Annotated in this window: 21 protein-coding genes; 3 read left to right on the forward strand and 18 right to left on the reverse strand. The window is 43.8% G+C overall.

Annotated features, from left to right (window positions below):
* Window position 1 precedes the first annotated feature (1 nt).
* The 6 genes from lepB to rpoE form a co-directional block, all read right to left on the reverse strand.
* Window positions 2-919, reverse strand: coding sequence for a signal peptidase I (gene lepB / locus L2717_RS02615; protein ID WP_220773371.1), 918 nt, complete (start codon window positions 917-919; stop codon window positions 2-4).
* Between the two features lie 185 nt (window positions 920-1,104).
* Window positions 1,105-2,895, reverse strand: a complete 1,791-nt coding sequence (gene lepA / locus L2717_RS02620; RefSeq protein WP_220773372.1) for a translation elongation factor 4 — start codon at window positions 2,893-2,895, stop codon at window positions 1,105-1,107.
* 166 nt (window positions 2,896-3,061) lie between these two features.
* On the reverse strand, window positions 3,062-3,535 hold the full coding sequence (locus L2717_RS02625) for a SoxR reducing system RseC family protein (protein WP_220773373.1): 474 nt from the start codon (window positions 3,533-3,535) through the stop codon (window positions 3,062-3,064).
* A gap of 10 nt (window positions 3,536-3,545) precedes the next feature.
* Window positions 3,546-4,478 (reverse strand): MucB/RseB C-terminal domain-containing protein, encoded by a 933-nt coding sequence (locus tag L2717_RS02630; RefSeq protein ID WP_220773374.1) that lies wholly within the window; start codon window positions 4,476-4,478, stop codon window positions 3,546-3,548.
* A 15-nt stretch (window positions 4,479-4,493) separates the two neighbouring features.
* On the reverse strand, window positions 4,494-5,099 hold the full coding sequence (locus tag L2717_RS02635; RefSeq protein ID WP_220773375.1) for a sigma-E factor negative regulatory protein: 606 nt from the start codon (window positions 5,097-5,099) through the stop codon (window positions 4,494-4,496).
* Window positions 5,100-5,125: 26 nt separating this feature from the next.
* On the reverse strand, window positions 5,126-5,704 hold the full coding sequence (gene rpoE / locus L2717_RS02640; protein WP_220773376.1) for an RNA polymerase sigma factor RpoE: 579 nt from the start codon (window positions 5,702-5,704) through the stop codon (window positions 5,126-5,128).
* Between the two features lie 190 nt (window positions 5,705-5,894).
* Here rpoE and nadB point away from each other — a divergent pair, with 190 nt between their 5' ends.
* Window positions 5,895-7,508, forward strand: coding sequence for an L-aspartate oxidase (nadB, locus tag L2717_RS02645; RefSeq protein ID WP_220774540.1), 1,614 nt, complete (start codon window positions 5,895-5,897; stop codon window positions 7,506-7,508).
* A gap of 45 nt (window positions 7,509-7,553) precedes the next feature.
* Here the strand turns inward: nadB and L2717_RS02650 are convergent, their stop codons facing one another.
* From L2717_RS02650 to rppH, 10 genes are all read right to left on the reverse strand, one after another.
* Window positions 7,554-7,994, reverse strand: a complete 441-nt coding sequence (locus L2717_RS02650; RefSeq protein WP_220774539.1) for a protein YgfX — start codon at window positions 7,992-7,994, stop codon at window positions 7,554-7,556.
* Window positions 7,975-8,223: an FAD assembly factor SdhE gene (locus L2717_RS02655; RefSeq protein WP_220774538.1), complete on the reverse strand. Its 249-nt coding sequence runs from the start codon at window positions 8,221-8,223 to the stop codon at window positions 7,975-7,977. The genes L2717_RS02650 and L2717_RS02655 overlap by 20 nt, the downstream gene beginning before the upstream one ends.
* A gap of 86 nt (window positions 8,224-8,309) precedes the next feature.
* Window positions 8,310-9,215: a transcriptional activator NhaR gene (gene nhaR / locus L2717_RS02660; protein WP_220774537.1), complete on the reverse strand. Its 906-nt coding sequence runs from the start codon at window positions 9,213-9,215 to the stop codon at window positions 8,310-8,312.
* 51 nt (window positions 9,216-9,266) lie between these two features.
* Window positions 9,267-9,653 carry a hypothetical protein gene (locus tag L2717_RS02665; protein WP_220774536.1) on the reverse strand — a complete coding sequence of 129 codons (387 nt, stop codon included), beginning with the start codon at window positions 9,651-9,653 and terminating at the stop codon, window positions 9,267-9,269.
* A gap of 2 nt (window positions 9,654-9,655) precedes the next feature.
* Window positions 9,656-10,825 carry a Na+/H+ antiporter NhaA gene (gene nhaA / locus L2717_RS02670; protein ID WP_220774535.1) on the reverse strand — a complete coding sequence of 390 codons (1,170 nt, stop codon included), beginning with the start codon at window positions 10,823-10,825 and terminating at the stop codon, window positions 9,656-9,658.
* A 116-nt stretch (window positions 10,826-10,941) separates the two neighbouring features.
* Window positions 10,942-11,736 (reverse strand): thymidylate synthase, encoded by a 795-nt coding sequence (gene thyA / locus L2717_RS02675; protein WP_220774534.1) that lies wholly within the window; start codon window positions 11,734-11,736, stop codon window positions 10,942-10,944.
* Window positions 11,733-12,542, reverse strand: coding sequence for a prolipoprotein diacylglyceryl transferase (gene lgt / locus L2717_RS02680; protein WP_220774533.1), 810 nt, complete (start codon window positions 12,540-12,542; stop codon window positions 11,733-11,735). The genes thyA and lgt overlap by 4 nt, the downstream gene beginning before the upstream one ends.
* A gap of 36 nt (window positions 12,543-12,578) precedes the next feature.
* Window positions 12,579-13,379, reverse strand: coding sequence for a sulfite exporter TauE/SafE family protein (locus tag L2717_RS02685; RefSeq protein WP_220774532.1), 801 nt, complete (start codon window positions 13,377-13,379; stop codon window positions 12,579-12,581).
* Window positions 13,380-13,436: 57 nt separating this feature from the next.
* On the reverse strand, window positions 13,437-15,671 hold the full coding sequence (gene ptsP / locus L2717_RS02690; RefSeq protein WP_220774531.1) for a phosphoenolpyruvate--protein phosphotransferase: 2,235 nt from the start codon (window positions 15,669-15,671) through the stop codon (window positions 13,437-13,439).
* 23 nt (window positions 15,672-15,694) lie between these two features.
* Window positions 15,695-16,219 (reverse strand): RNA pyrophosphohydrolase, encoded by a 525-nt coding sequence (rppH, locus tag L2717_RS02695; RefSeq protein ID WP_220774530.1) that lies wholly within the window; start codon window positions 16,217-16,219, stop codon window positions 15,695-15,697.
* Window positions 16,220-16,909: 690 nt separating this feature from the next.
* Here rppH and mutH point away from each other — a divergent pair.
* Both mutH and L2717_RS02705 read left to right on the forward strand, forming a co-directional pair.
* On the forward strand, window positions 16,910-17,581 hold the full coding sequence (gene mutH / locus L2717_RS02700) for a DNA mismatch repair endonuclease MutH (RefSeq protein WP_220774919.1): 672 nt from the start codon (window positions 16,910-16,912) through the stop codon (window positions 17,579-17,581).
* Between the two features lie 122 nt (window positions 17,582-17,703).
* Window positions 17,704-18,771, forward strand: coding sequence for an adenylate/guanylate cyclase domain-containing protein (locus L2717_RS02705; protein ID WP_220774920.1), 1,068 nt, complete (start codon window positions 17,704-17,706; stop codon window positions 18,769-18,771).
* Between the two features lie 42 nt (window positions 18,772-18,813).
* Here the strand turns inward: L2717_RS02705 and oxyR are convergent, their stop codons facing one another.
* Window positions 18,814-19,725: a hydrogen peroxide-inducible genes transcriptional activator OxyR gene (gene oxyR, locus L2717_RS02710; protein WP_220774921.1), complete on the reverse strand. Its 912-nt coding sequence runs from the start codon at window positions 19,723-19,725 to the stop codon at window positions 18,814-18,816.
* A gap of 261 nt (window positions 19,726-19,986) precedes the next feature.
* On the reverse strand, window positions 19,987-20,352 hold the full coding sequence (locus tag L2717_RS02715) for an Hpt domain-containing protein (protein WP_220774922.1): 366 nt from the start codon (window positions 20,350-20,352) through the stop codon (window positions 19,987-19,989).
* Window positions 20,353-20,489: the final 137 nt, after the last annotated feature.

Raw genomic sequence — 20,489 nt, forward strand, 5'->3', positions numbered from 1 at the left:
GCTATTTAATTCCACCTACACGCTCAAAACGTACACCGCTTGGTACCCAAGTTGGGATGAAGTCGGCTTTTGAACGATCAAATTCAAAACTAATCCAAATCGCTACCGCTTTACCAACAAGATTTGCTTCTGGCACAAAGCCCCAGAAACGACTGTCGGTACTGTTATCGCGGTTATCACCCATGGCAAAATACTGGCCTTCTGGCACTAAAAACTCACCCGCGGGTAAATTACCTTCACGCTTAAAATAAGCCAGCATGTCGGGGCGACTCGGGTTGATCAAAATATCATGAGCCACCTCGCCTAACTGTTCGGTATAACGCAGTAATGGCACACCATCTTGGTTGTACTCACCACGGCTAACTTCAGTGCGGGCGATAACCTGTGGTTCGGGGCAATCGATTTGCTCAACACCGCAAGCACTTTGAATCATCAACTGTTTATTACGATAAATAATTTTATCGCCCGGTAAACCAACGACACGTTTAATGTAATCTATGGCAGGGTTTTCGGGGTATTTAAACACGATCACATCGCCTCGTTTAGGCTCGCCCGTTTCAATCAGTTTATTACGCCACACAGGATCTTTAAGACCATAACTAAATTTTTCCACCAGAATAAAGTCACCCACGAGCAGGGTTGGCATCATAGAGCCCGATGGAATTTGAAATGGTTCATAAATGAATGAACGCAGGATCAGCACGAACGCAATCACAGGGAAAATAGAATGCGCCGTTTCGACAATGGTCGATTCGCGAATGATTTGGTACTCAGCCTCTTCGGTCAAGTTGGCTTGAGAAGCTTTTGCTAACACTAAGTTTTCACGACGCTTAGGGGCAAAAAAAAGTACATCGACTAACCAAATAATCCCTGAAAACAGGGTGATGATTACTAGAGTAATTGAAAAATACGCTGCCATTGATGATTGAACTCCTGCTTTAAAAATAATTAATCTGTCTTAACTCAGCGAATATCAAACTTTAGTTAACTTACCGCATTTTTCCTTGATAAATCCAAGGCCATAAATCAACACGATAACCTAACTAAAGCGCCGCAAACAGCGGCGCAATAGTCAACTAAATTGTCACGTTCTTATGCTAACGATTACTCGTTTAGCTTAAGTACCGCTAAGAATGCCTCTTGCGGCACCTCAACGTTACCGACTTGCTTCATACGTTTCTTACCCTCTTTTTGTTTATTTAAGAGTTTTTTCTTACGAGAAACGTCGCCGCCATAACATTTAGCCGTTACATCTTTACGAAGCGCTTTAACGGTTGAACGAGCAATAACTTGACTGCCCACTGCCGCTTGAATCGCAATATCAAACATCTGACGTGGGATCAGTTCTTTCATCTTATCCACTAAAGCTAAGCCACGATGACGAATGTTTGATCTATGGATAACCATAGCTAAAGCATCGACTCTGTCACCGTTAATCAGAATATCTAAACGCACCATGTCTGCAGGTTCAAAACGAATAAAGTTATATTCGAGTGATGCATAACCACGGCTAGTCGATTTTAAACGGTCAAAGAAGTCCATGACCACTTCCGCCATCGGCAGATGATATGTCACAGCCACTTGGTTACCGTGATAAACCATGTTGACCTGTGTGCCGCGTTTTTCAATACAGAGGGTAATCACGTTACCTAGGTATTCTTTTGGCACTAAAATGTTGGCTTCAACGATCGGCTCACGCATTTCTTCAATATTATTAAGCGCTGGTAAATCAGACGGATTATCGACATAAATTGTCTCACCACTGGTCATCACCACTTCGTACACTACGGTTGGCGCTGTGGTGATCAACTCTAGGTTGTATTCACGCTCTAAACGCTCTTGCACGATTTCCATGTGCAGTAGGCCTAAATAGCCAATCCGGAAACCAAAACCCAGTGCCGATGAACTTTCAGGTTCAAAGAATAATGAAGCATCGTTCAAGCTGAGTTTATTCAGCGCATCACGGAAGTTTTCATATTCATCGGTAGAAATAGGGAATACGCCAGCGTATACCTGTGGCTTAACTTTCTTAAAGCCAGGTAACGGTTTTTCGGCACCGTTTTTAGCTAACGTCAAAGTGTCGCCCACGGGAGCACCGTGAATTTCCTTAAGACCCGCAATAACAAAGCCGACTTCACCGGTTTTAAGCTCGGTTTTATCGGTTTGTTTTGGCGTAAAAATACCTACACGATCTGCTGTGTGGTTTTGCCCTGTCGACATCACCTTAAACTTGTCGCCTTTTTTCAGGCTACCGTGTTTAATCCGCACTAAAGACACTACGCCTAAGTAGTTATCAAACCAAGAATCAATAATCAAGGCTTGCAATGGTGCGTCAGGATCGCCTTCTGGCGGAGGAATTTTAGCCACAATGACTTCTAAAACTTCGTCGATACCGACACCCGTTTTAGCCGAGCAACGCACAGCATCCATCGCATCAATACCGACGATATCTTCAATCTCGGCAGCAACACGTTCAGGATCGGCTTGAGGTAAGTCAATCTTGTTTAAAATGGGTACCACATCCAGATTCATATCCAGAGCGGTATAACAGTTTGCGAGTGTCTGAGCTTCAACGCCCTGACCCGCATCAACCACCAGTAAAGCGCCTTCACAGGCCGCTAATGAACGCGAAACCTCATAGGAGAAGTCAACGTGACCAGGGGTATCAATAAAGTTAAGTTGATAGACGAGGCCATCTTTGGCTTTGTAATCCAAAGTGACACTTTGTGCCTTAATCGTAATACCACGCTCACGTTCTAGATCCATAGAATCTAAAACTTGAGTATCCATTTCACGGTCGGTTAACCCGCCACAAACCTGAATAAGACGATCTGATAGCGTCGATTTACCATGGTCGATATGGGCAATAATTGAGAAGTTTCTAATTTGTTTCATTATGCTGCAATGACTAATACTGAAAATGGATACGGTTTAAAGGAGCGAAATTGTACCTGATTGCGGTTTCAATACCAATCACATTCACTCTTACTTAGGACGGTTAGATAAAACCAGGCCTAAAACCGCAGTTAGCTGTTATTTAACACGAGATAAAAGATTGAAATTATTGCGCTATTTTTTGTAAATTGAGACTCATACCTAAATAAGCCAAAATCACAGGCTGAGCATCAGCTTCTAAACGTTTGGCCTGTTGTTTACCCAAAGTCCACGCCAATAAAGCACCCAGCACCGCAAAACCCATAGCACTAAGGTTAGGATTAAACTCAAATAGCTGGCCTAAATACTGCCCTAACGCCGCGCCAACAAACAAACCAAGCAGCGGCATCAAATAAATTAATGCCGCTGCTTTTAGAATCACACTCTCGGGAAGTCCCAGTTTAAGCAGTTCACCTGCATCGCAGCGACGCTCGCTTTGGATAGAGAATTGCTGAGTTTTCGAAGAAAAAGCCTGTGCTATGGCTGAGGTTCCGCAAGACTCACTGCTAGAACAACTCTTACAAGTGCTTTTAAGCTCAACTTCAACCGTCAACCAACCTTGATTATCGCTGGCGACGACCCTAGCCACTTCTTCCATCATAATCTTTGTCCTATTTTAGCGTCAGACTTTTAGCAATACGCGCCAAGGTTTCTGTAGGCACTTTACCCACTGCAACCACTTCTGCATTACCTACGGTTTCTGATACTAACGATAAACCATTACGGGTAATCAATTCTTCGGGTAATTTGCTGGTCCCTGCCCTCGCCACATAAACTGAAATATTCGCCAATCCATCGGTTAGTGCAATATATTCCACTGTTTCATGGCTGCCAATCAATCTATGGTGGTCACGAACAACCACTATAAAGCCAGCAGGAAGCCAAGAAAACTGCCAGTTTTGGCCATCTTGACGCTCGGCTTGATCTATCACTGCTGGCCACTCTTGCTTATAGGCTTCGAGTAAAATAGCCGGTGGTTCACTGAGTTCGATAAGTTCAATCACCATGATTTGTTCAAGTAATTGCTTATCTTGGGTCAGCATGTCATATCTAAGCGGCAAATAGGTTTCCATGTCGATCCAAACCTGAAAGCCATAGCGAAACTCATCATTTGGCAGCAGGCGGATCATTTGACCTGGACGACCAGCAATACGGCTTCGACCACCTAGCACAAATTGATAACCGATTTCTAAATCAGCCATGTTAGCGGAAAAAGCAGCGGGCCATACACCTTGAATATGATCGGAAACAATGCTGTAAGCTGGCTCATCGTGCTCTATAAACGTGACTCGATTACCAACACGAACCGCATTTTTAGGCGGCCCGTTAAGATATTCAAGAAAGGCAACCTCTTGATTATTAACCTTACCGTGCAGATAAACCAAAGGCCGAATATGATCGGCCTGAAGTTGAATAATCGATGCTTTAAATTCTTTTTCTTTTAAAGCCTGACTCATTTTATCGAGCCAGACTTTGGCTGCCATGTCTTCTTGCGCCATCGCAGGGAAGACCAAGGCTAATAAAGCCAACAGGATTAGACGCAAGCTAACTCCTCATTATTAATTAGGAACAGGTACAACGTCGTTATTGTCCTCTACAACCGCACCCGTGTTCAATCGTTGTTGCAACATATGGTCCTGAATATAAGTATTAATCCGGTGCCGCTGTTCGCTCACCTGATCGCTACTATGACCTTGGTTCTGTTGTACTGGTCCCGTTTGCAAACTCACTGGAGACGCGCTACCTATCAGAGGTCGGGTTATTAATACTGGAGACGGCGATGCGGCATCATCAGCAGTTTGATTGTAATTTTGCACACCCACAATCGCAAACATGGCAACGGTTGCTGCGATAGCATATTGACCAAATTGTTTGAACAAAGGCACAACGCGGCTTTGTTCGCTATTAGCGGCAATTTGTGGTGCAGCTGACGCACGACTCTTGGGCGCAACAATGGCTGGCTCAAGCTCAATGGCGGCGGCAATACTAGCAGACAGATCTAACATAATATTTTGAGGTAACTCACCCCGCATTGCATCGCCTATCATATGATAGTTATGCCATTTATCATGTGAATGTGTATCAGCAGCTAAATCTGCCATGGTCTGCGCATCAGTCTCTCCATCGACAGTGGCAGATACCCATTCTTGACCTAATTTATCCATTTTTCACCTGTCTAAATATAAGGATGTCATTCTTCCAGCAAGGGCTGGAGTTTTTTATCTATCGCTTCTCGAGCACGAAAGATACGCGATCTTACTGTGCCTACGGGACATTCCATGACGATGGCGATATCTTCGTAACTCATACCGTCGAGTTCACGCAACGAAATAGCCATACGCAATTCATCTGGCAAGGTTTCTAATGTATCGAAGATCACTTTTTTGATTTCATCCGATAACATTAACCGCTCAGGGGAGGCAAACTCCTTTAACGCGTCACTGCCTTCATAATATTCGGCATCTTCTACATCAACATCATTAGCGGGCGTTCTACGCCCCTGTGATACGAGATAATTTTTCGCAGTGTTTACTGCGATGCGGTACAACCAAGTATAAAATGCACTTTCACCGCGAAAGTTTGGCAAAGCTCGATAAGCTTTGATAAACGCTTCCTGCGCTACATCGGCAACGTCTGCTTGGTTCCGTACATAACGGGAAATCAAGCTAATGACTTTGCTTTGATATTTAAGCACTAACAGGTTAAAAGCGTTTTTATCACCTTGTTGTACGCGCTCAACTAATTGTTGATCACTTAATTGTCCACTCATCCGAGCCGACTTCTCCTAAATCTAAAAGGCTGATTTCTCAGTCGCTCGAATCATATTCACTTATGTAGACTCGCGTACTTTGAAAAAGTTCTGAATATTATATAAATAAAGTAAGGTAAAAAGGAAAGTACCCATAATCCGTGAGTTGGTTTACCATAGTTGGCACTCTTCAATCACATCATGATACCCGATGAAACAAGTAGTTGAACACCAATCTGACATATTAGTCATAGGTAGCGGTGCCGCAGGTCTGACACTAGCTTTGCATCTTGCTGAAAAAGCAAAAGTAATTTTGCTTTCAAAAGGCCCACTCTCGGAAGGATCAACTTACTACGCCCAGGGCGGTATTGCTTCCGTTTTCGACGAAAGTGATACTATCGAATCCCATGTTGCCGATACGCTCATCGCTGGGGCAGGGTTATGTGACAAAGATGTTGTAACCTTTACCGCCGAAAATGCTAAAAGCGCCATGCAATGGCTAATTGAATGTGGTGTTGCCTTCGATAAAGAAGAAACCACAGACGGCAATGCAAAAGACGCACCTTACCATTTAACCCGTGAAGGCGGCCATAGCCACAGGCGTATTTTGCACGCCGCCGATGCTACAGGTAAAGAAGTCCAAACCACATTACAAGAACGCGCACTCGCCCACCCCAATATTCAAGTATTAGAACGCTATAACGCCATCGACCTCATCACCACCCGTAAATTAAATCGCCCAGGTAATCGTGTATTAGGTGCTTACGTGTGGAATCGCAACGAAGAGCACGTTGAAACCGTTAAAGCCAAGTTTGTTGCGTTAGCAACGGGCGGCAGCTCTAAGGTCTATCAATATACCTCAAACCCTGATGTGGCTAGCGGCGATGGTATTGCTATGGCATGGCGTGCTGGTTGCCGTGTAGCAAATATGGAGTTCAATCAATTCCATCCGACATGTCTGTACCACGCCGATGCCCGCAATTTTTTACTCACCGAAGCGCTACGCGGTGAAGGTGCTTATTTACGTCGTCCAGACGGCAGTCGTTTTATGCCAGACTTTGATGAACGCGCCGAATTAGCTCCAAGAGATATTGTTGCCCGCGCCATTGATTATGAGATGAAGCGTCTTGGCGCCGATTGCGTGTATCTTGATATCAGCCATAAAGAGGCTGACTTTGTGATGAAACACTTCCCGACCATCTATAGCCGCTGCTTAGAACTGGGCATAGATATCACGAAGGATCCAATCCCTGTGGTTCCCGCTGCGCACTATACCTGCGGTGGCGTAATGACGGATATGCACGGTCAAACAGATCTGAATGGCCTCTATGCTATTGGTGAAGTCGCTTATACGGGACTCCATGGTGCGAATCGTCTTGCAAGTAACTCGTTACTCGAATGTTTGGTTTTTGCTCGCGCCGCGTCGCAAGATATTGAGAGCCAACTGAATAAAATTAAAATGCCGGGGCACATCCCCGCATGGGATGAAAGCCAAGTATCGAACTCTGATGAAGAGGTCGTTATTGCCCATAACTGGCATGAATTACGGCTATTTATGTGGGATTATGTCGGTATTGTGCGTTCAGATAAACGTCTGGAGCGCGCACTGCGCCGTTGTATGATGTTGCAGCAAGAAATCCAAGAGTATTATAGTAATTTCAGAGTCAGTAATAACTTGCTCGAGTTACGTAATTTAGTACAAGTAGCGGAGTTGATTATTCGCTGTGCTATGGATAGGAAAGAAAGTCGTGGGCTACATTTTAATATCGATCATCCCGAAAAAGTAGACTCTCCCCAGCCCACCATTTTACTGCCTGAAAAATAAGGTTTTTACAGTAGTTTGTTTTACTATCGTTTGATTATAGGCAGACTAAATCTTGGAAGAAGATTTAGTCTGTTGTATTTTAGCCCGCAGTAACAGTCGACATAAATGTCGATAATCAGTATCCACTAACATATCCGCCCAAACCATCAACAGCCGCTGCTCGGCATCCGCTTCAATATAAATCAAGCAAACAAAGGGCGTGACCCACGTTCGTTTCAGCACTTTAAAATGTTTCCCCGTAGACAAACGTCCCTCACCTTTATCATTAAGCATAAAATCTAAACGCCAATGCTGTAGTCGCCACAACTGCGACAGCAAGAAAATACAGACCAGTGCGATAAAAAAATATTTAAGCAAGGATAAGGCGATAGTGTCGCTTTGGGGCCAAAGTAGGAAAGCACTAGAACAGACACAAACAAAAACGACCAACGAGAGTCGTTGGTCGAGGGAGGCTTTTACACTAAAACTAGGGTGCTGGTCTGCCACGGACTTTAACGACTATGCGCGCCAGTTCAGCATCTGGACACACTTCATGGCCCATAAACCAAGCAAATAACTCAGGATCTTCACATTCCAATAAACGAATAAATGTGGTTTTATCTTCATCGCACATTTCTTGATAAAAATTTTCAACAAATGGTTGAAACAAAACGTCTAATTCCAACATCCCACGTCGACATGCCCAGCGAACCCTTGCTATGTTCATTAATTCCAAGGTATTTCTCCCAACACAAATTTGGTGTTAGTCTACCAGTTCACAGGCTAAAGTGTCGATCATCCCTTTGTGACTGAATGATTAAATCAACATTGCTGCAGTTGCGTATCGAGCCCAGCAAAAAGATCACTAAAATCGGTATCTAACAAGCGTTTTACTGCGGGGTGTTGGATCATTCTCTCGGCAAACATCACATGATATTCCTCTTTTACATCAATAGTTTCACCAAGTAAATGCATGCCGTGGGAAGTGACCTCTTGGCGGTAAATCGATGGAGTGACAAAAATGCCGCGCTTAAGATAACCAAAAGCTTTCATCATCGCCGCATCATCAAATTCCCCTAAAATGCTCACCTTAAGATTTTGTTCATCAAACCAGCGATATAACTGCTGTCCGAGTGAGGTTCTACGACTGGGGATTAATAATTGGCCTTGTTCTAAACAAGCAGGAAAATCAGCACTGTAGGTGTCAGCAGAAAAAAAGCTCACACCGCACTCCCCTAATTTTTTAGACAATATTTCAGGATATTTCAATGATTCACCCGCACAATCAGAGAGGATCATATCCAATTTATGCTCACGTAACCGCGCCATTAGGCTCTCATGGGTCGCTTCATAGCAAGCCAAATGTATAGAGCTATCAGTGGGGACCACTGATAGCAAAACACGACTAACCAATGCCTTAGACAAGGCGTCAGCAATACCCACTTCAAAAAGCATCGCATCCGCTTTTTGATAATTAAGCAAGTCGAGCATTTCGTAGCTGAGGCTAAACATTTTATCAGCATAGCGAAACACCAGCTCCCCCATCTCAGTGGCCTCTAATGAACGACCTACGCGCTTAAATAAACTGCCGCTAAGCCTATCCTCTAAAGCACGAATTTGACCTGTGACTGTTTGTGGCGTTAAACATAGTGCTTCAGCCGCCTTAGCGACCGAGCCCTTTTTCTTAATCATCCAAAAATAATACAGATGGTTGTAATTTAAATGCATGCTGATCCATTGTTCACCCCTAATATCTAAGACATTAAAGGATTTGCCGCGTTATTGTAACCGTTGACAGTCGAGTAAGTTCGTCACTACGCCTTGCAACTGCTCTAAATCTGTAGCATTGCCCAAACTTACCGCTTCGGTCACGCCAGACACCAAAACATCACGTTCGGGAATACGGCCAGCGCAGTAAACCCGATTGGCCTCTTGGAAACGTTTACCACCACGGTATTTAAGTGCCCTTGATTCATAGCCATTCGTCTCTAGCCTTACCCCTAATGCATCAGACTTAAACATTAGAGCCCCATCGATAATTCCTTCAAGGTAACTTTGACACGTTGCTGAACTGGCATCTTTATTACAATCTAATATTTGCGAGGCACTCACTGTTGAAGAGAGGCATAAGAGTGTTGCCACTGTCATAAATTTCATATTGATCATAGTCATACTCCTTTTTTAGGTAATACTTTTGATAACCAGAAATAACCAATTAACGCCGCCATCATAGACCCCATTAAAGTACCAAGACGTGCTAAATCGCCGTACATAGGGTCTGCGCGCTCAAAGGCGAGTGATGCGATAAACATCGACATCGTAAAACCAATACCACACATGGCTGCGACTGGGGCAATTTGCATCCACCCCACACCATCGGGTAATCGAGCTAGCTTAAGCTTCACCGCAATGAAACTAAACAACATGACACCAATAGGCTTACCCAGCATGAGGCCCAATGCAATGCCAACCGGCACAGGAGAGATTAACGTCTCTAAGTTCATGTTACCTAAATACACACCAGCATTAGCAAAGGCGAATACAGGTAAGATTAAAAAGGTGCTCCATGGATGCAGGCTATGCTCTAAACCTTCAGCAGGTGAGCTACCATCTTTGGCTCGCATTGGGATACAAAACGCAATAATAACGCCGGCAAGAGTAGCGTGAACACCTGACTTAAGTACGGCGACCCAAAGGATTAATCCTAAAATGCCATAGGGTAAAAGTGAGGTGACACCTTTTCGGTTTAATCCAACTAACCCTACTATCGCTAAACTGGCAACCACTAAACTGATGGTCGAAAGGTCACTACTGTAAAACAAAGCGATAATCACGATGACACCTAAATCATCAATAATTGCCAGCGCTAACAAGAAGACTTTTAGAGACACAGGAACGCGGCTACCCAGTAATGCCATGATCCCCAAAGCAAACGCGATATCCGTGGCAGCAGGAATTGCCCAACCCGCTTGCGTGACTGGATCGCCATAGTTAAACAACAAATAGACTCCGGCAGGGACTATCATGCCGCCAATTGCCGCGAAAGTAGGTAAAGACGCTTGAGCGACACTCGATAAAGCGCCTTCGAGTAACTCACGTTTAACTTCAAGACCAATCAATAAAAAGAATATGGCCATTAGACCGTCATTGATCCATAAAAGAAGGGGCTTATGAATATTAAGTACGCCAATTTTGATTTGCACGTCAGTGCTAAGAAAACCTTGATAAAGTGAAGCTAAGGGGGAATTTGCCATCAACATGGCTAAGGCAACAGCAACAAGTAACAGGATACCGCCAGCGGACTCTTGACTCAAAAAATTTCTGATTGCTTTTTCCATCGTACACTCCTAAAAAACATAATGAATTGAGTGTAGACGAATAATAACAACAAATAAAATCGTCATTTTCGACTAAAAACCTCGGTTATTCCGAGGTTTCTATTAAAAATGAGCATTTATACGGCGACAGGCGCTTTGATATGAGGATGAGGATCGTAGTTTGTCAGTTCAAAATCATCGAATTGATAATCAAAAATTGATTCAGGTAAACGTCGAATCGTCATCGTGGGTAGCGGTTTGGGTTCACGGCCAAGTTGCAATGCCGTTTGTTCCATATGATTGGAATAAAGATGAGTGTCGCCACCTGTCCAAACAAAATCACCTAAAGCCAAATTACATTGCTGGGCAACCATCATAGTGAGCAGAGCGTAACTGGCAATATTAAAGGGTAGACCTAAAAATACATCGCAGCTACGTTGGTAAAGTTGGCAAGATAACTTACCATCAGCCACATAAAACTGGAAAAATGCATGGCATGGTGCCAACGCCATTTTATCTAACTCGCCCACATTCCATGCAGAAACTATAAGACGACGAGAATCAGGTTGAGTTTTTATCTGTGCAATTACTTGTGAGATCTGATCGATAGCATCACCACTTTGCGTTGGCCAGCTGCGCCACTGGGCACCATAAACAGGGCCTAAATTGCCATTTTCATCAGCCCATTCATCCCAAATACGGACTTTATTCTCGCGTAGATAGGCAATATTAGTTTCGCCTTTTAGGAACCACAGCAGCTCATGAATAATAGATCGCATATGGCATTTTTTGGTACTCACCAAAGGGAAGCCTTTGCTCAAATCAAAGCGCATTTGATAGCCAAATACTGAGCGAGTTCCTGTGCCCGTGCGATCCGATTTATCGACGCCTTCGGCCAAAATGTGCTTCATTAAGTCTATATATTGTTTCATTGCTGCTTATCCTGCTTACTAAAAATCAAATACATACCGATTAACACCATAGGTACTGAGAGTATCTGCCCCATGGTTATAAATCCCCAATAGAGTCCAAGCTGCGCATCAGGTTGCCTTACCGTTTCAACCACTATACGGAAAACACCGTAACCGACTAAAAACATCCCCGACACCGCACCCACTTTATTTGTGCGTTTACTAAACCAATAAAGCAGTAGGAATAGCGCCACACCTTCAAGTACAAATTGGTACAACTGCGAAGGATGACGAGCATCTAATCCACCCGTTGGAAATACCATACCCCAAGGCATATCAGTGGTGCGTCCCCAGAGCTCGCCATTGATAAAGTTACCAATACGCCCTGCCCCTAAACCGATAGGCACCACAGGCGCCACCATATCTGCAACGGCAAAGAAAGGTCGCTTTTGTTGCCACGCGATATAAATCATGGCGGTGATTACGCCTATCAACCCACCATGAAACGACATGCCTCCTTCAGATATTTTAAACAAATACATCGGGCTAGCCAGAAAATAATCAAAATGATAAAAAAGCACGTAACCAATACGTCCGCCTAATATCACCCCTAGAAAACTATAAAATAGCAGATCGGAAACTTGATCACGCGTCCATAATCCCTTGGAGCGATCCGCTTGACGGTTAAGCAACCACATCGCCGCCACAAAGCCAACTAAATAGGTAAAACCATACCAGCGCAGTGCAGGCTCAAAGCTTTCGCCAAAAAGATTAAACGGTCCAAATGAGACGATCACAGGATCGATATTGGGAAAACTCAGTGCCATAACATATCCATTAACCACCTCAAATAGAGGTAAAAATCAGGTCAGCATTAACTTCAAACCGACACACAAAAGTAACAGTGCAAATATTTTCTTAAGCACTGGGGTAGGCCAAGAGCTGGCCGCGTTTACCCCCACTGGTGCCATCGACACTGACGTTATTACTAAACCAAACAATGCAGGTAAATAGATAAAACCTAAGGTGCCATAGGGCAGTTCAGACGCATTAAAGCCTGCAATGACATACCCTAAACTGCCTGACAATGAAATTAATAAACCTGTCGCAGCCGAAAAACCAATAGCGTAACGCATCTGCAGGCCAAAGAAGGTTAAAAACGGCACTAATAAAACGCCACCACCAATACCCATTAGTCCTGCAATCATGGCGATAAAGGTTCCGACAATGAATAACACTGGCGCACTGGGTAACTGACGGCTCGACTCTGTTTTAAAGGGATAAGCCATTTGAATCGACATGAGCACCACAAATATCGCAAAACCCTTCTGTAGTGTTACTGCTGAAATTTGTTCTGCAATAAATGCTGAAGTTAACGCCCCTAGCATGATCCCCGGCAACATAGTTCTAAATAACGGCCAAGGAACATTACCGCGTTGATGGTGTGCTCGTGCTGACGAAATCGACGTCAGAATAATCGCCGCCAGTGACGTCGCTATTGCAATATGGGGTAATTGAGCGGAATGGATACCAACCGATGGCAGAATATAAAGTAGCGCCGGCACCACAATCAAGCCACCACCAATACCGAGTAGTCCGGCCATAAAACCGACAAAAGCGCCTAGGGCTAAGCAGATTAAGAATACCGACAACAAACTATCCACAGAAACACACCGAGCTAATGCTAAATCGAGGGCATCAGCTTAAAGCAAAAGGCAGCATTAGTTAAGAATGCTCTCAAGGTCTTGCTGACTTAAATACTCTTTAACTAATTCACGCACTTGGAAACCGTTGGATAGACGCAGCGCTTTGGCAAGCAATTGATCTAAATCGGTGCGCGCAACACGACGTAGTAAATAATTAATTCGCGCTAAACTGCCCTGATTCATGCTCAATTGAGCATATCCCATCGCAACCAACAAAATGGCTCCCATAGGCTCACCCGCTAACTCGCCACAAATGCTAATGTCGAGCTTATGATGTCGGCAATCGAGGAGTGCTTGATGCAACGCCCGCAAAATGCCCGGATGAAAACTATCAAATAACGAACTCACCCGCGGGTTATTTCGGTCGACCGCAAGTAAATACTGCGTTAAATCATTACTACCAACGGAGACAAAATCGACTCTTTTGGCCACATCATTGAGCTGATATAACATGGCAGGCACTTCGAGCATAATGCCAACTCTGGGCATAACAATATCGATATTTACATCATTTTTTAATTCAATATAAGCTTGCTGCAGATACGCCAAAGATTGATCGATTTCATCTAAGTTACTCACCATAGGCAATAAAATACTCAGCTGCTTACCGTCGCCTCCAGCTTGTAACATGGCCCGTAACTGCACTAAAAATAATTCAGGATGATCCAGTGACAAACGGATCCCGCGCCATCCCAGAAAAGGATTGTCTTCTTTAATCGGAAAATAAGGTAGAGGTTTATCGCCCCCCACATCCAAGGTACGCATCACCACAGGTCGGCCCGATGCAGCCAATAACACCTGTTGATACACTTTAACTTGCTCAGATTCACTCGGAAAACGTTGCTGCAGCATAAAAGGGATTTCAGTACGGTAAAGCCCAATCCCATCGGCTCCGGTGGCAATTTCAGAAGCTACACCGCTGAGTAATCCGGCGTTTAAATACAAACGAATACGCGAGCCATCGAGCGTGACTGAAGGTAAGGCTAGCTCCTGAGCGTATTGACGTTGCAACGCTTTTTGCGCCGAAATTAAGCTGCGATACTCACCAACAACAGCTGGGGATGGCGACACTAATAACTGACCACGGCTCGCATTCACCACTAAGAGTTTCTGGTCAATATTGGCAGATAATAATTGCTCAACGCCAGTAATGGCCGGCACACCTAAGGCGCGGGCTAAAATAGCGGCATGGGAGTTCACGCCACCAAGTTCAGTAACAATCCCAGCAAGCTTTTGCCTTGGAAACTCAGCCAACATAGTCGCATCGGCTTCACGGGTAATAAGGATCACCGGTTTGTCAGGCTCAAGCTCAAGCCGCTCCGGCTCAATTAACTGGCGCAATACCTTTTGACCTAAGTCGCGGATATCACTCGCGCGCTCTTTAAGATAAGGGTCTTCCATTGCTAAAAACTGTTGGATATAACGTAAAGACACTCGGCTCACCGCCGACTCCGCCGCCCAACCTAATTGCACTTCACGGGCGTATTCGCCACCTAAACTGGCATCATCAAGCAGTAACTGCAATGCATTGAAAATAGAGACAACTTCTTCATCCTGCTCACGATCAAACCGCTGCGACAAGGCGCCAATGGCTTCTTTACAGCGCGCCATTGCTGCCGTTAAGCGACTGGACTCATGGATAATATTGTCACTACGTACATCGGGCTGTTCGAGGGCTATTTCGCCACCCAGCACAAATGCGTAAGCGATAGCGATACCATTCGATGCAGAGGTACCTTGAAACACTATTTGATGTTGATGGGAACTGACCTGTGCTTTCTGTTTTAAACCGCGCACTGCCATTGCTAACTGAGCAGCTAAGGTCATCAAGAAGGCTTCTTCACCTTCGCTGAATTGACGCGCACTCGCTTGCTGCACCACGATAACGCCAACGACCGCTTTCTGGTAGATGATAGGCACGGCTAAAAAAGCACGGTATTCTTCTTCAGCAACTTCAGGAAAGAGTTTGAATCGTGGATGAAGCCTTGCGTCTGCTAAGTTAACCGCTTCTTCTCGCTGGGCAGCGAGTCCAACTAACCCTTCACTCAACGGCATGCGCACACGACCAACAGCGCTCTTTTTAAGGCCATCCGTTGCAGATAACACCAATTCTTGCTCCTCTAAGATATAGATGGAACAACATTGAGTAGCCATTGCCGCTTTCGTTGAGGTCACTAAAGTTTCTAGTGCGGTCTCTAGGCTGTTGGCTGATGCCACGGCCTGCGTAATATCCCTGAGTGTATTTAACACTGTTTTCAATCCTATTTTGAAAATCAGTCCGTTGTTTTTTGTCTTCCCCGTTTTCTCGGTATTTCCTGAATTTGGAATGACAATGCCGTTGCTGCGAACTCTTTCATCACTTTACGATAAACATCTCGTTTAAATGAGACAACTTGCCGCACAGGATACCAATAACTGACCCAACGCCAATCGTCAAATTCAGGATGCCCTGATAAGCTTAAATTAATCGCACTGTCTTGGCTTTTCAATTGTAACAGAAACCACTTTTGTTTTTGGCCAATACACACAGGTTTACTGTCTTGCCTCACTAAACGTTTTGGCAAACGATAACGTAACCAAGAACGCGTTGAAGTTAAGATATCCACATGCTCGGGTCTAAGGCCAACTTCTTCATATAATTCACGGTACATCGCTTCTTCGGCCGTCTCGCCATCGTCAACACCGCCCTGAGGAAACTGCCATGAATGTTGACCGAAGCGTCTGGCCCACATGACTTGGCCATATCTGTTACAAATTATAATGCCCACATTTGCGCGAAAGCCGTCGCTATCAATCACATGGACTCCAAATTACATTAAATTTTAATAAACTGATTGTTTCATAAAGCTAGTCTCTCAGCAAACCTCTATTTCACTCTACGCCTTGGATAAAATCGGTCTCGCAAGACATTTATCAACAAGGCAGCACCATAAAACCGTGGGATATCCACATTTTCTGTGGATATCTCTGTTTGAAACTCCAGTAAACTTGTTATAACGCTCAAAAAACATCAGTTTCATGCTATTTAAAAAACAGGCAAAAAAACAATTAAACCATTTAAATTCAATGAATTAATTAACCATTAAATTTTATTAAAATTACTAAAACCATCAGAGCTCATTATTTAGTCAGCCAAAGAGATTTCTATTACTGTTACGCCACAAGTCAATTTTATACACAAAATGGGTTAAACCTTGCCCATAAAAGCACGAATAAAGACGCTTTTTACGCATTGACTTGGAGATTTCATTAGGTTAAGCAAACTAATTCACTGACTTATCCCTAATATCTGTGGATAAGTATGTGGGGAACACAGGGGAAAGCAGAGAGTAACTTTGAACACTTTTTTACAAAACGGTGGTTAACTCACATATGGAATTTAAAATCAGTTACTTAGAATAAAAAAAAGGGGGACAAGTTTATCCAAATATCATAGCTCACATTTTAACCACCATTGCTAAGCCGTTATTTTTAAGTAAAATCCAACCATGAATAAAATCATCCCCCCCGAAAACCTCCCTGAATTACTTGAACGCGCTTATTTAATGGCTGGCGTAAATTTGGCGCACATTGCCATTCAAAGAGGTATGCCAATTCCTAAGGATCTTAAGCGCGATAAAGGCTGGGTCGGTCAATTAATCGAAATGGAGCTGGGTGCAACTGCAGGCTCTAAACCTGAGCAAGATTTTCTGCATTTAGGGGTCGAGCTTAAAACTATCCCGATTGATTCACGGGGACATCCACTAGAAACCACTTATGTGTGCGTAGCGCCGCTGCATAATATCCAAGGCTTAACTTGGCAAAACAGCTTAGTCTGCCACAAGCTACAACGCGTACTGTGGGTGCCAATAGAAGGTGAGCGGCAGATTCCTGTAGGAGAGCGCCGAATTGGTACCCCCATATTGTGGGAACCCACTCCCCATGAGTTACAGTTATTGCAACAAGATTGGGAAGAAATTATGGAGTTCATCGCCTTGGGCAAAGTTGATAAAGTGACGGCACGCCACGGTGAAGTGCTGCAATTACGCCCCAAAGCAGCAAACAGTAAGGCACTTACACAAAGTATCGCTGAAGATGGCAGTCTAAAAATGACTAACCCTAGAGGCTTTTATTTAAAAAAAACCTTCACAGCCAACATACTCAAGCGGATTTTTGGTTAATTTTACGTAACGATATAGACTTGGATTGATCCAGATCACAAATATCACTGGCACTTAGGTGACACTTTTCTATAAACTACGGCATCCTGAAAGCACAGTCGTATTCGGACATCCATCAAGCAGTGAGAGCACGTAGACAAGCGAAAAAACTCCTTTTTGCGATTTTAGCTTGGGCGATAGCCATGGCTGCATTCGTGTTTTTTCGATATGCCCAATCACCAGACTTACCTCAATGGGCGGTAGGCTCGGCCGATCTTGCGACACTCGCGATTTATATGGGCATTATTTTTGGCAGTCTACATTGGATGTCAAACGTCATCGCAGATTTCAGTGCCATAAATCGACTCCCCTATATGTTTTCTGTCATTTTTAAGGGGCTATTTTTATTTCTTGGCGCAACAACATTAGCTTACATGACTCAGTTTTTAAATATGTGGGCTATCGAAAACCACATGTCAACGCTCAGGCAAATGTTAACGGCCCACATACTCTATAGCCCTTCATTTCAAGCATTGATCGTTTATCTGGTGGTCGTACGCGTTAGCTTAGCCTTCGTAGAACAAATGGCGCTGTTAGTTGGGCCACGCATCTTACTCAACATTGGCCTAGGTAAATATCATAAGCCCAGATATGAACAGCAGTTATTTCTGTATTTAGACATGGTCGCCTCAACCACACATGCTGAATCACTGGGCGATTATCGTTTTAGCCGCTTGATCCAAGATAGCTTTAGCTTACTGTCGGATACCGTCACCAATAACGAAGCTGAGATTTATCGCTATATGGGCGATGCTGTGTTGATCCATTGGCCATTAGAAGAAGGGATTGTGCATGACCGCTGTCTGAATATTTATTTTGAATTCAGCCAACAGCTTAATTGGCAAAGACATTATTTTGAAAAACACTACGGTTTTGTACCCAAATTTAAAGCCGCGGCACATTGTGGCCAAGTTGTCGCAGCAGTAGTTGGGGTGCAGAAACAAGAAATTAGTTTCTTTAGTGATGTGATCAACACCCTTGCTAGGTTGCAAGATCAGTGTAATCCACTAGGACAGCGTATGTTGATTTCGGGTGCATTGGCGGGACGTTTAGATAACCCTAATACCTTGTATCATCTATCGAACTTAGGCCCAATCAAACTGAAAGGGAAACAACACTCAATCGAAGTGTTTGGTGTTTCCCCGCTATAATGTAACGTCAATAATCGCTATAACATTATTTGGCCGTCAGCTTTATTCAGGCTCTTTAACCAGCAGCTTTTGGATCATCAAACCTAAAGTACGGAAGGTTAAAATCCGACTGGTTGTTTGGCGCCAAACAAGGCCGATATCACGATAAGGCGCTTCACCTGGCGGCGTCATCACCACTAAATCTGTATCATTTAAAATACCCGCATCAATCGCCATTTGCGGCAAAAATGTAGTACCCAGTTTACTGTTCACCATTTGTACTAAAGTATGCAAACTGGTCGCAGCAAAAGGATTAACTTTTGCGCTGTCGCCTAACTGGCATGCAGTAATCGCATGGCCTGTGATGCAATGCTCACTTTGCAGAAGAAAAATACTCTCGTCCGGCAGAGTTTGATAATCAATAGGTTGATGTATGCCACCCGCTAAATCTTTGTGGGCCACCATTTTGAAAGGATCTATGCCCACTTTCATGCTGTGGTAGCCGCTGGTGTTGACGGGTAAAGCCAGAATCAATAAATCTAACTCACCTTTACCTAAAGCCTCTAACAAACGCTCAGTAGTATCTTCCTTCAATAATAAACTCATCGTTGGATAAGATTGTTGACACTGGCGGATCACGCGGCTCAATAGGAAAGGCGCAATCGTAGGGATACAACCTAAACGTATATCGCCCGTCATCGGCTCACCTTGATTTTTCACTAATTCCACCAAATCATCCACATCTGTGAGAATTTTACGGGCGCGCTGCACCACTTCTTCACCAATGGCGGTAAACATAAAAGACTTATGGTCTCGCTCAATCAACTGGTGACCTAATTGCTCCTCCAAATTTTGAATCCCACTAGAAAGCGTTGACTGACTCACAAAACACACCTTAGCGGCGCGGTTAAAATTCTGCTCTTGATAGAGATTCACCAAATAAAATAAGTTTTTTAAGCTAGGTAAACTTTTCATTTTCTCGATTGCCATTAAGGTTATGAATTAATAAATTAAATCTACTTTAGCATAACTGATTAATAATAACGTGGCACAAGATACCAAGAGTGTGACCGAAATCGATATTCAATTCAGGCAACATAGCACGAAGAGCGAGTAGGAAATAAAAGCGATGTAAGGTTAAGCAGATTAAAAAGAGGGGGAAACTATCAACAACATTAACCCTTAAGGCACAACAACTCACCAAATTGCTGCGCCTTACATACTATATGGTTATGACTATGCTTTTGCTTGCAAAAAGAGTTTTAGCTGTTGTAAATCAGCACTCGCATGTTCAACAATTTGTGCAACCCAAGTCGCATGTTCAGCATCCCATTGTGGCTCTTCACCATGTTGTAATAGCTGGGCAATTTGCTGAATACGTTTTAAGCCCACCGAACCAGCCGCACCTTTAAATTTATGCGCTTCTGAGCATAACGTCTCTTTGTCTGCAGCGTCGTTAGCCTTAATTAGATTTCCCACATATTCAGGCATTAGCTGCTCAAATAACACCACACTCTTGAGCAAGGTACCGGCACCAATAGCGCTGCAGTATTGTTCGAGAGTATTGAGATCAAGTATTGCTTCTAATTCAACTGTGGCCATGAGGCCTCCCTTAAGTGGTTCAATGCTTAAAACGAATTTATCACATAATACTCACTAAAATTGACTGTGCAACTTATAGCGATATTCTGGGTCTAGTAAACGTCATTTTTAACAGAATAGACACTCAACGCTGACAA

Source organism: Shewanella glacialipiscicola (assembly GCF_023283485.1).
Classification (GTDB): domain Bacteria; phylum Pseudomonadota; class Gammaproteobacteria; order Enterobacterales; family Shewanellaceae; genus Shewanella; species Shewanella glacialipiscicola.

Coding starts and splice junctions, on each gene's coding strand:
- nhaR (WP_220774537.1), bottom strand. CDS start 9,215: ATGCATTTAAATTACAACCATCTGTATTATTTTTGGATGATTAAGAAA.
- L2717_RS02715 (WP_220774922.1), bottom strand. CDS start 20,352: ATGGCCACAGTTGAATTAGAAGCAATACTTGATCTCAATACTCTCGAA.
- lgt (WP_220774533.1), bottom strand. CDS start 12,542: ATGGCACTGAGTTTTCCCAATATCGATCCTGTGATCGTCTCATTTGGA.
- rpoE (WP_220773376.1), bottom strand. CDS start 5,704: ATGAGTGGACAATTAAGTGATCAACAATTAGTTGAGCGCGTACAACAA.
- mutH (WP_220774919.1), top strand. CDS start 16,910: ATGAATAAAATCATCCCCCCCGAAAACCTCCCTGAATTACTTGAACGC.
- lepA (WP_220773372.1), bottom strand. CDS start 2,895: ATGAAACAAATTAGAAACTTCTCAATTATTGCCCATATCGACCATGGT.
- nadB (WP_220774540.1), top strand. CDS start 5,895: ATGAAACAAGTAGTTGAACACCAATCTGACATATTAGTCATAGGTAGC.
- thyA (WP_220774534.1), bottom strand. CDS start 11,736: ATGAAACAATATATAGACTTAATGAAGCACATTTTGGCCGAAGGCGTC.
- nhaA (WP_220774535.1), bottom strand. CDS start 10,825: ATGGAAAAAGCAATCAGAAATTTTTTGAGTCAAGAGTCCGCTGGCGGT.
- L2717_RS02665 (WP_220774536.1), bottom strand. CDS start 9,653: ATGATCAATATGAAATTTATGACAGTGGCAACACTCTTATGCCTCTCT.
- L2717_RS02635 (WP_220773375.1), bottom strand. CDS start 5,099: ATGGATAAATTAGGTCAAGAATGGGTATCTGCCACTGTCGATGGAGAG.
- lepB (WP_220773371.1), bottom strand. CDS start 919: ATGGCAGCGTATTTTTCAATTACTCTAGTAATCATCACCCTGTTTTCA.
- oxyR (WP_220774921.1), bottom strand. CDS start 19,725: ATGAAAAGTTTACCTAGCTTAAAAAACTTATTTTATTTGGTGAATCTC.
- L2717_RS02625 (WP_220773373.1), bottom strand. CDS start 3,535: ATGATGGAAGAAGTGGCTAGGGTCGTCGCCAGCGATAATCAAGGTTGG.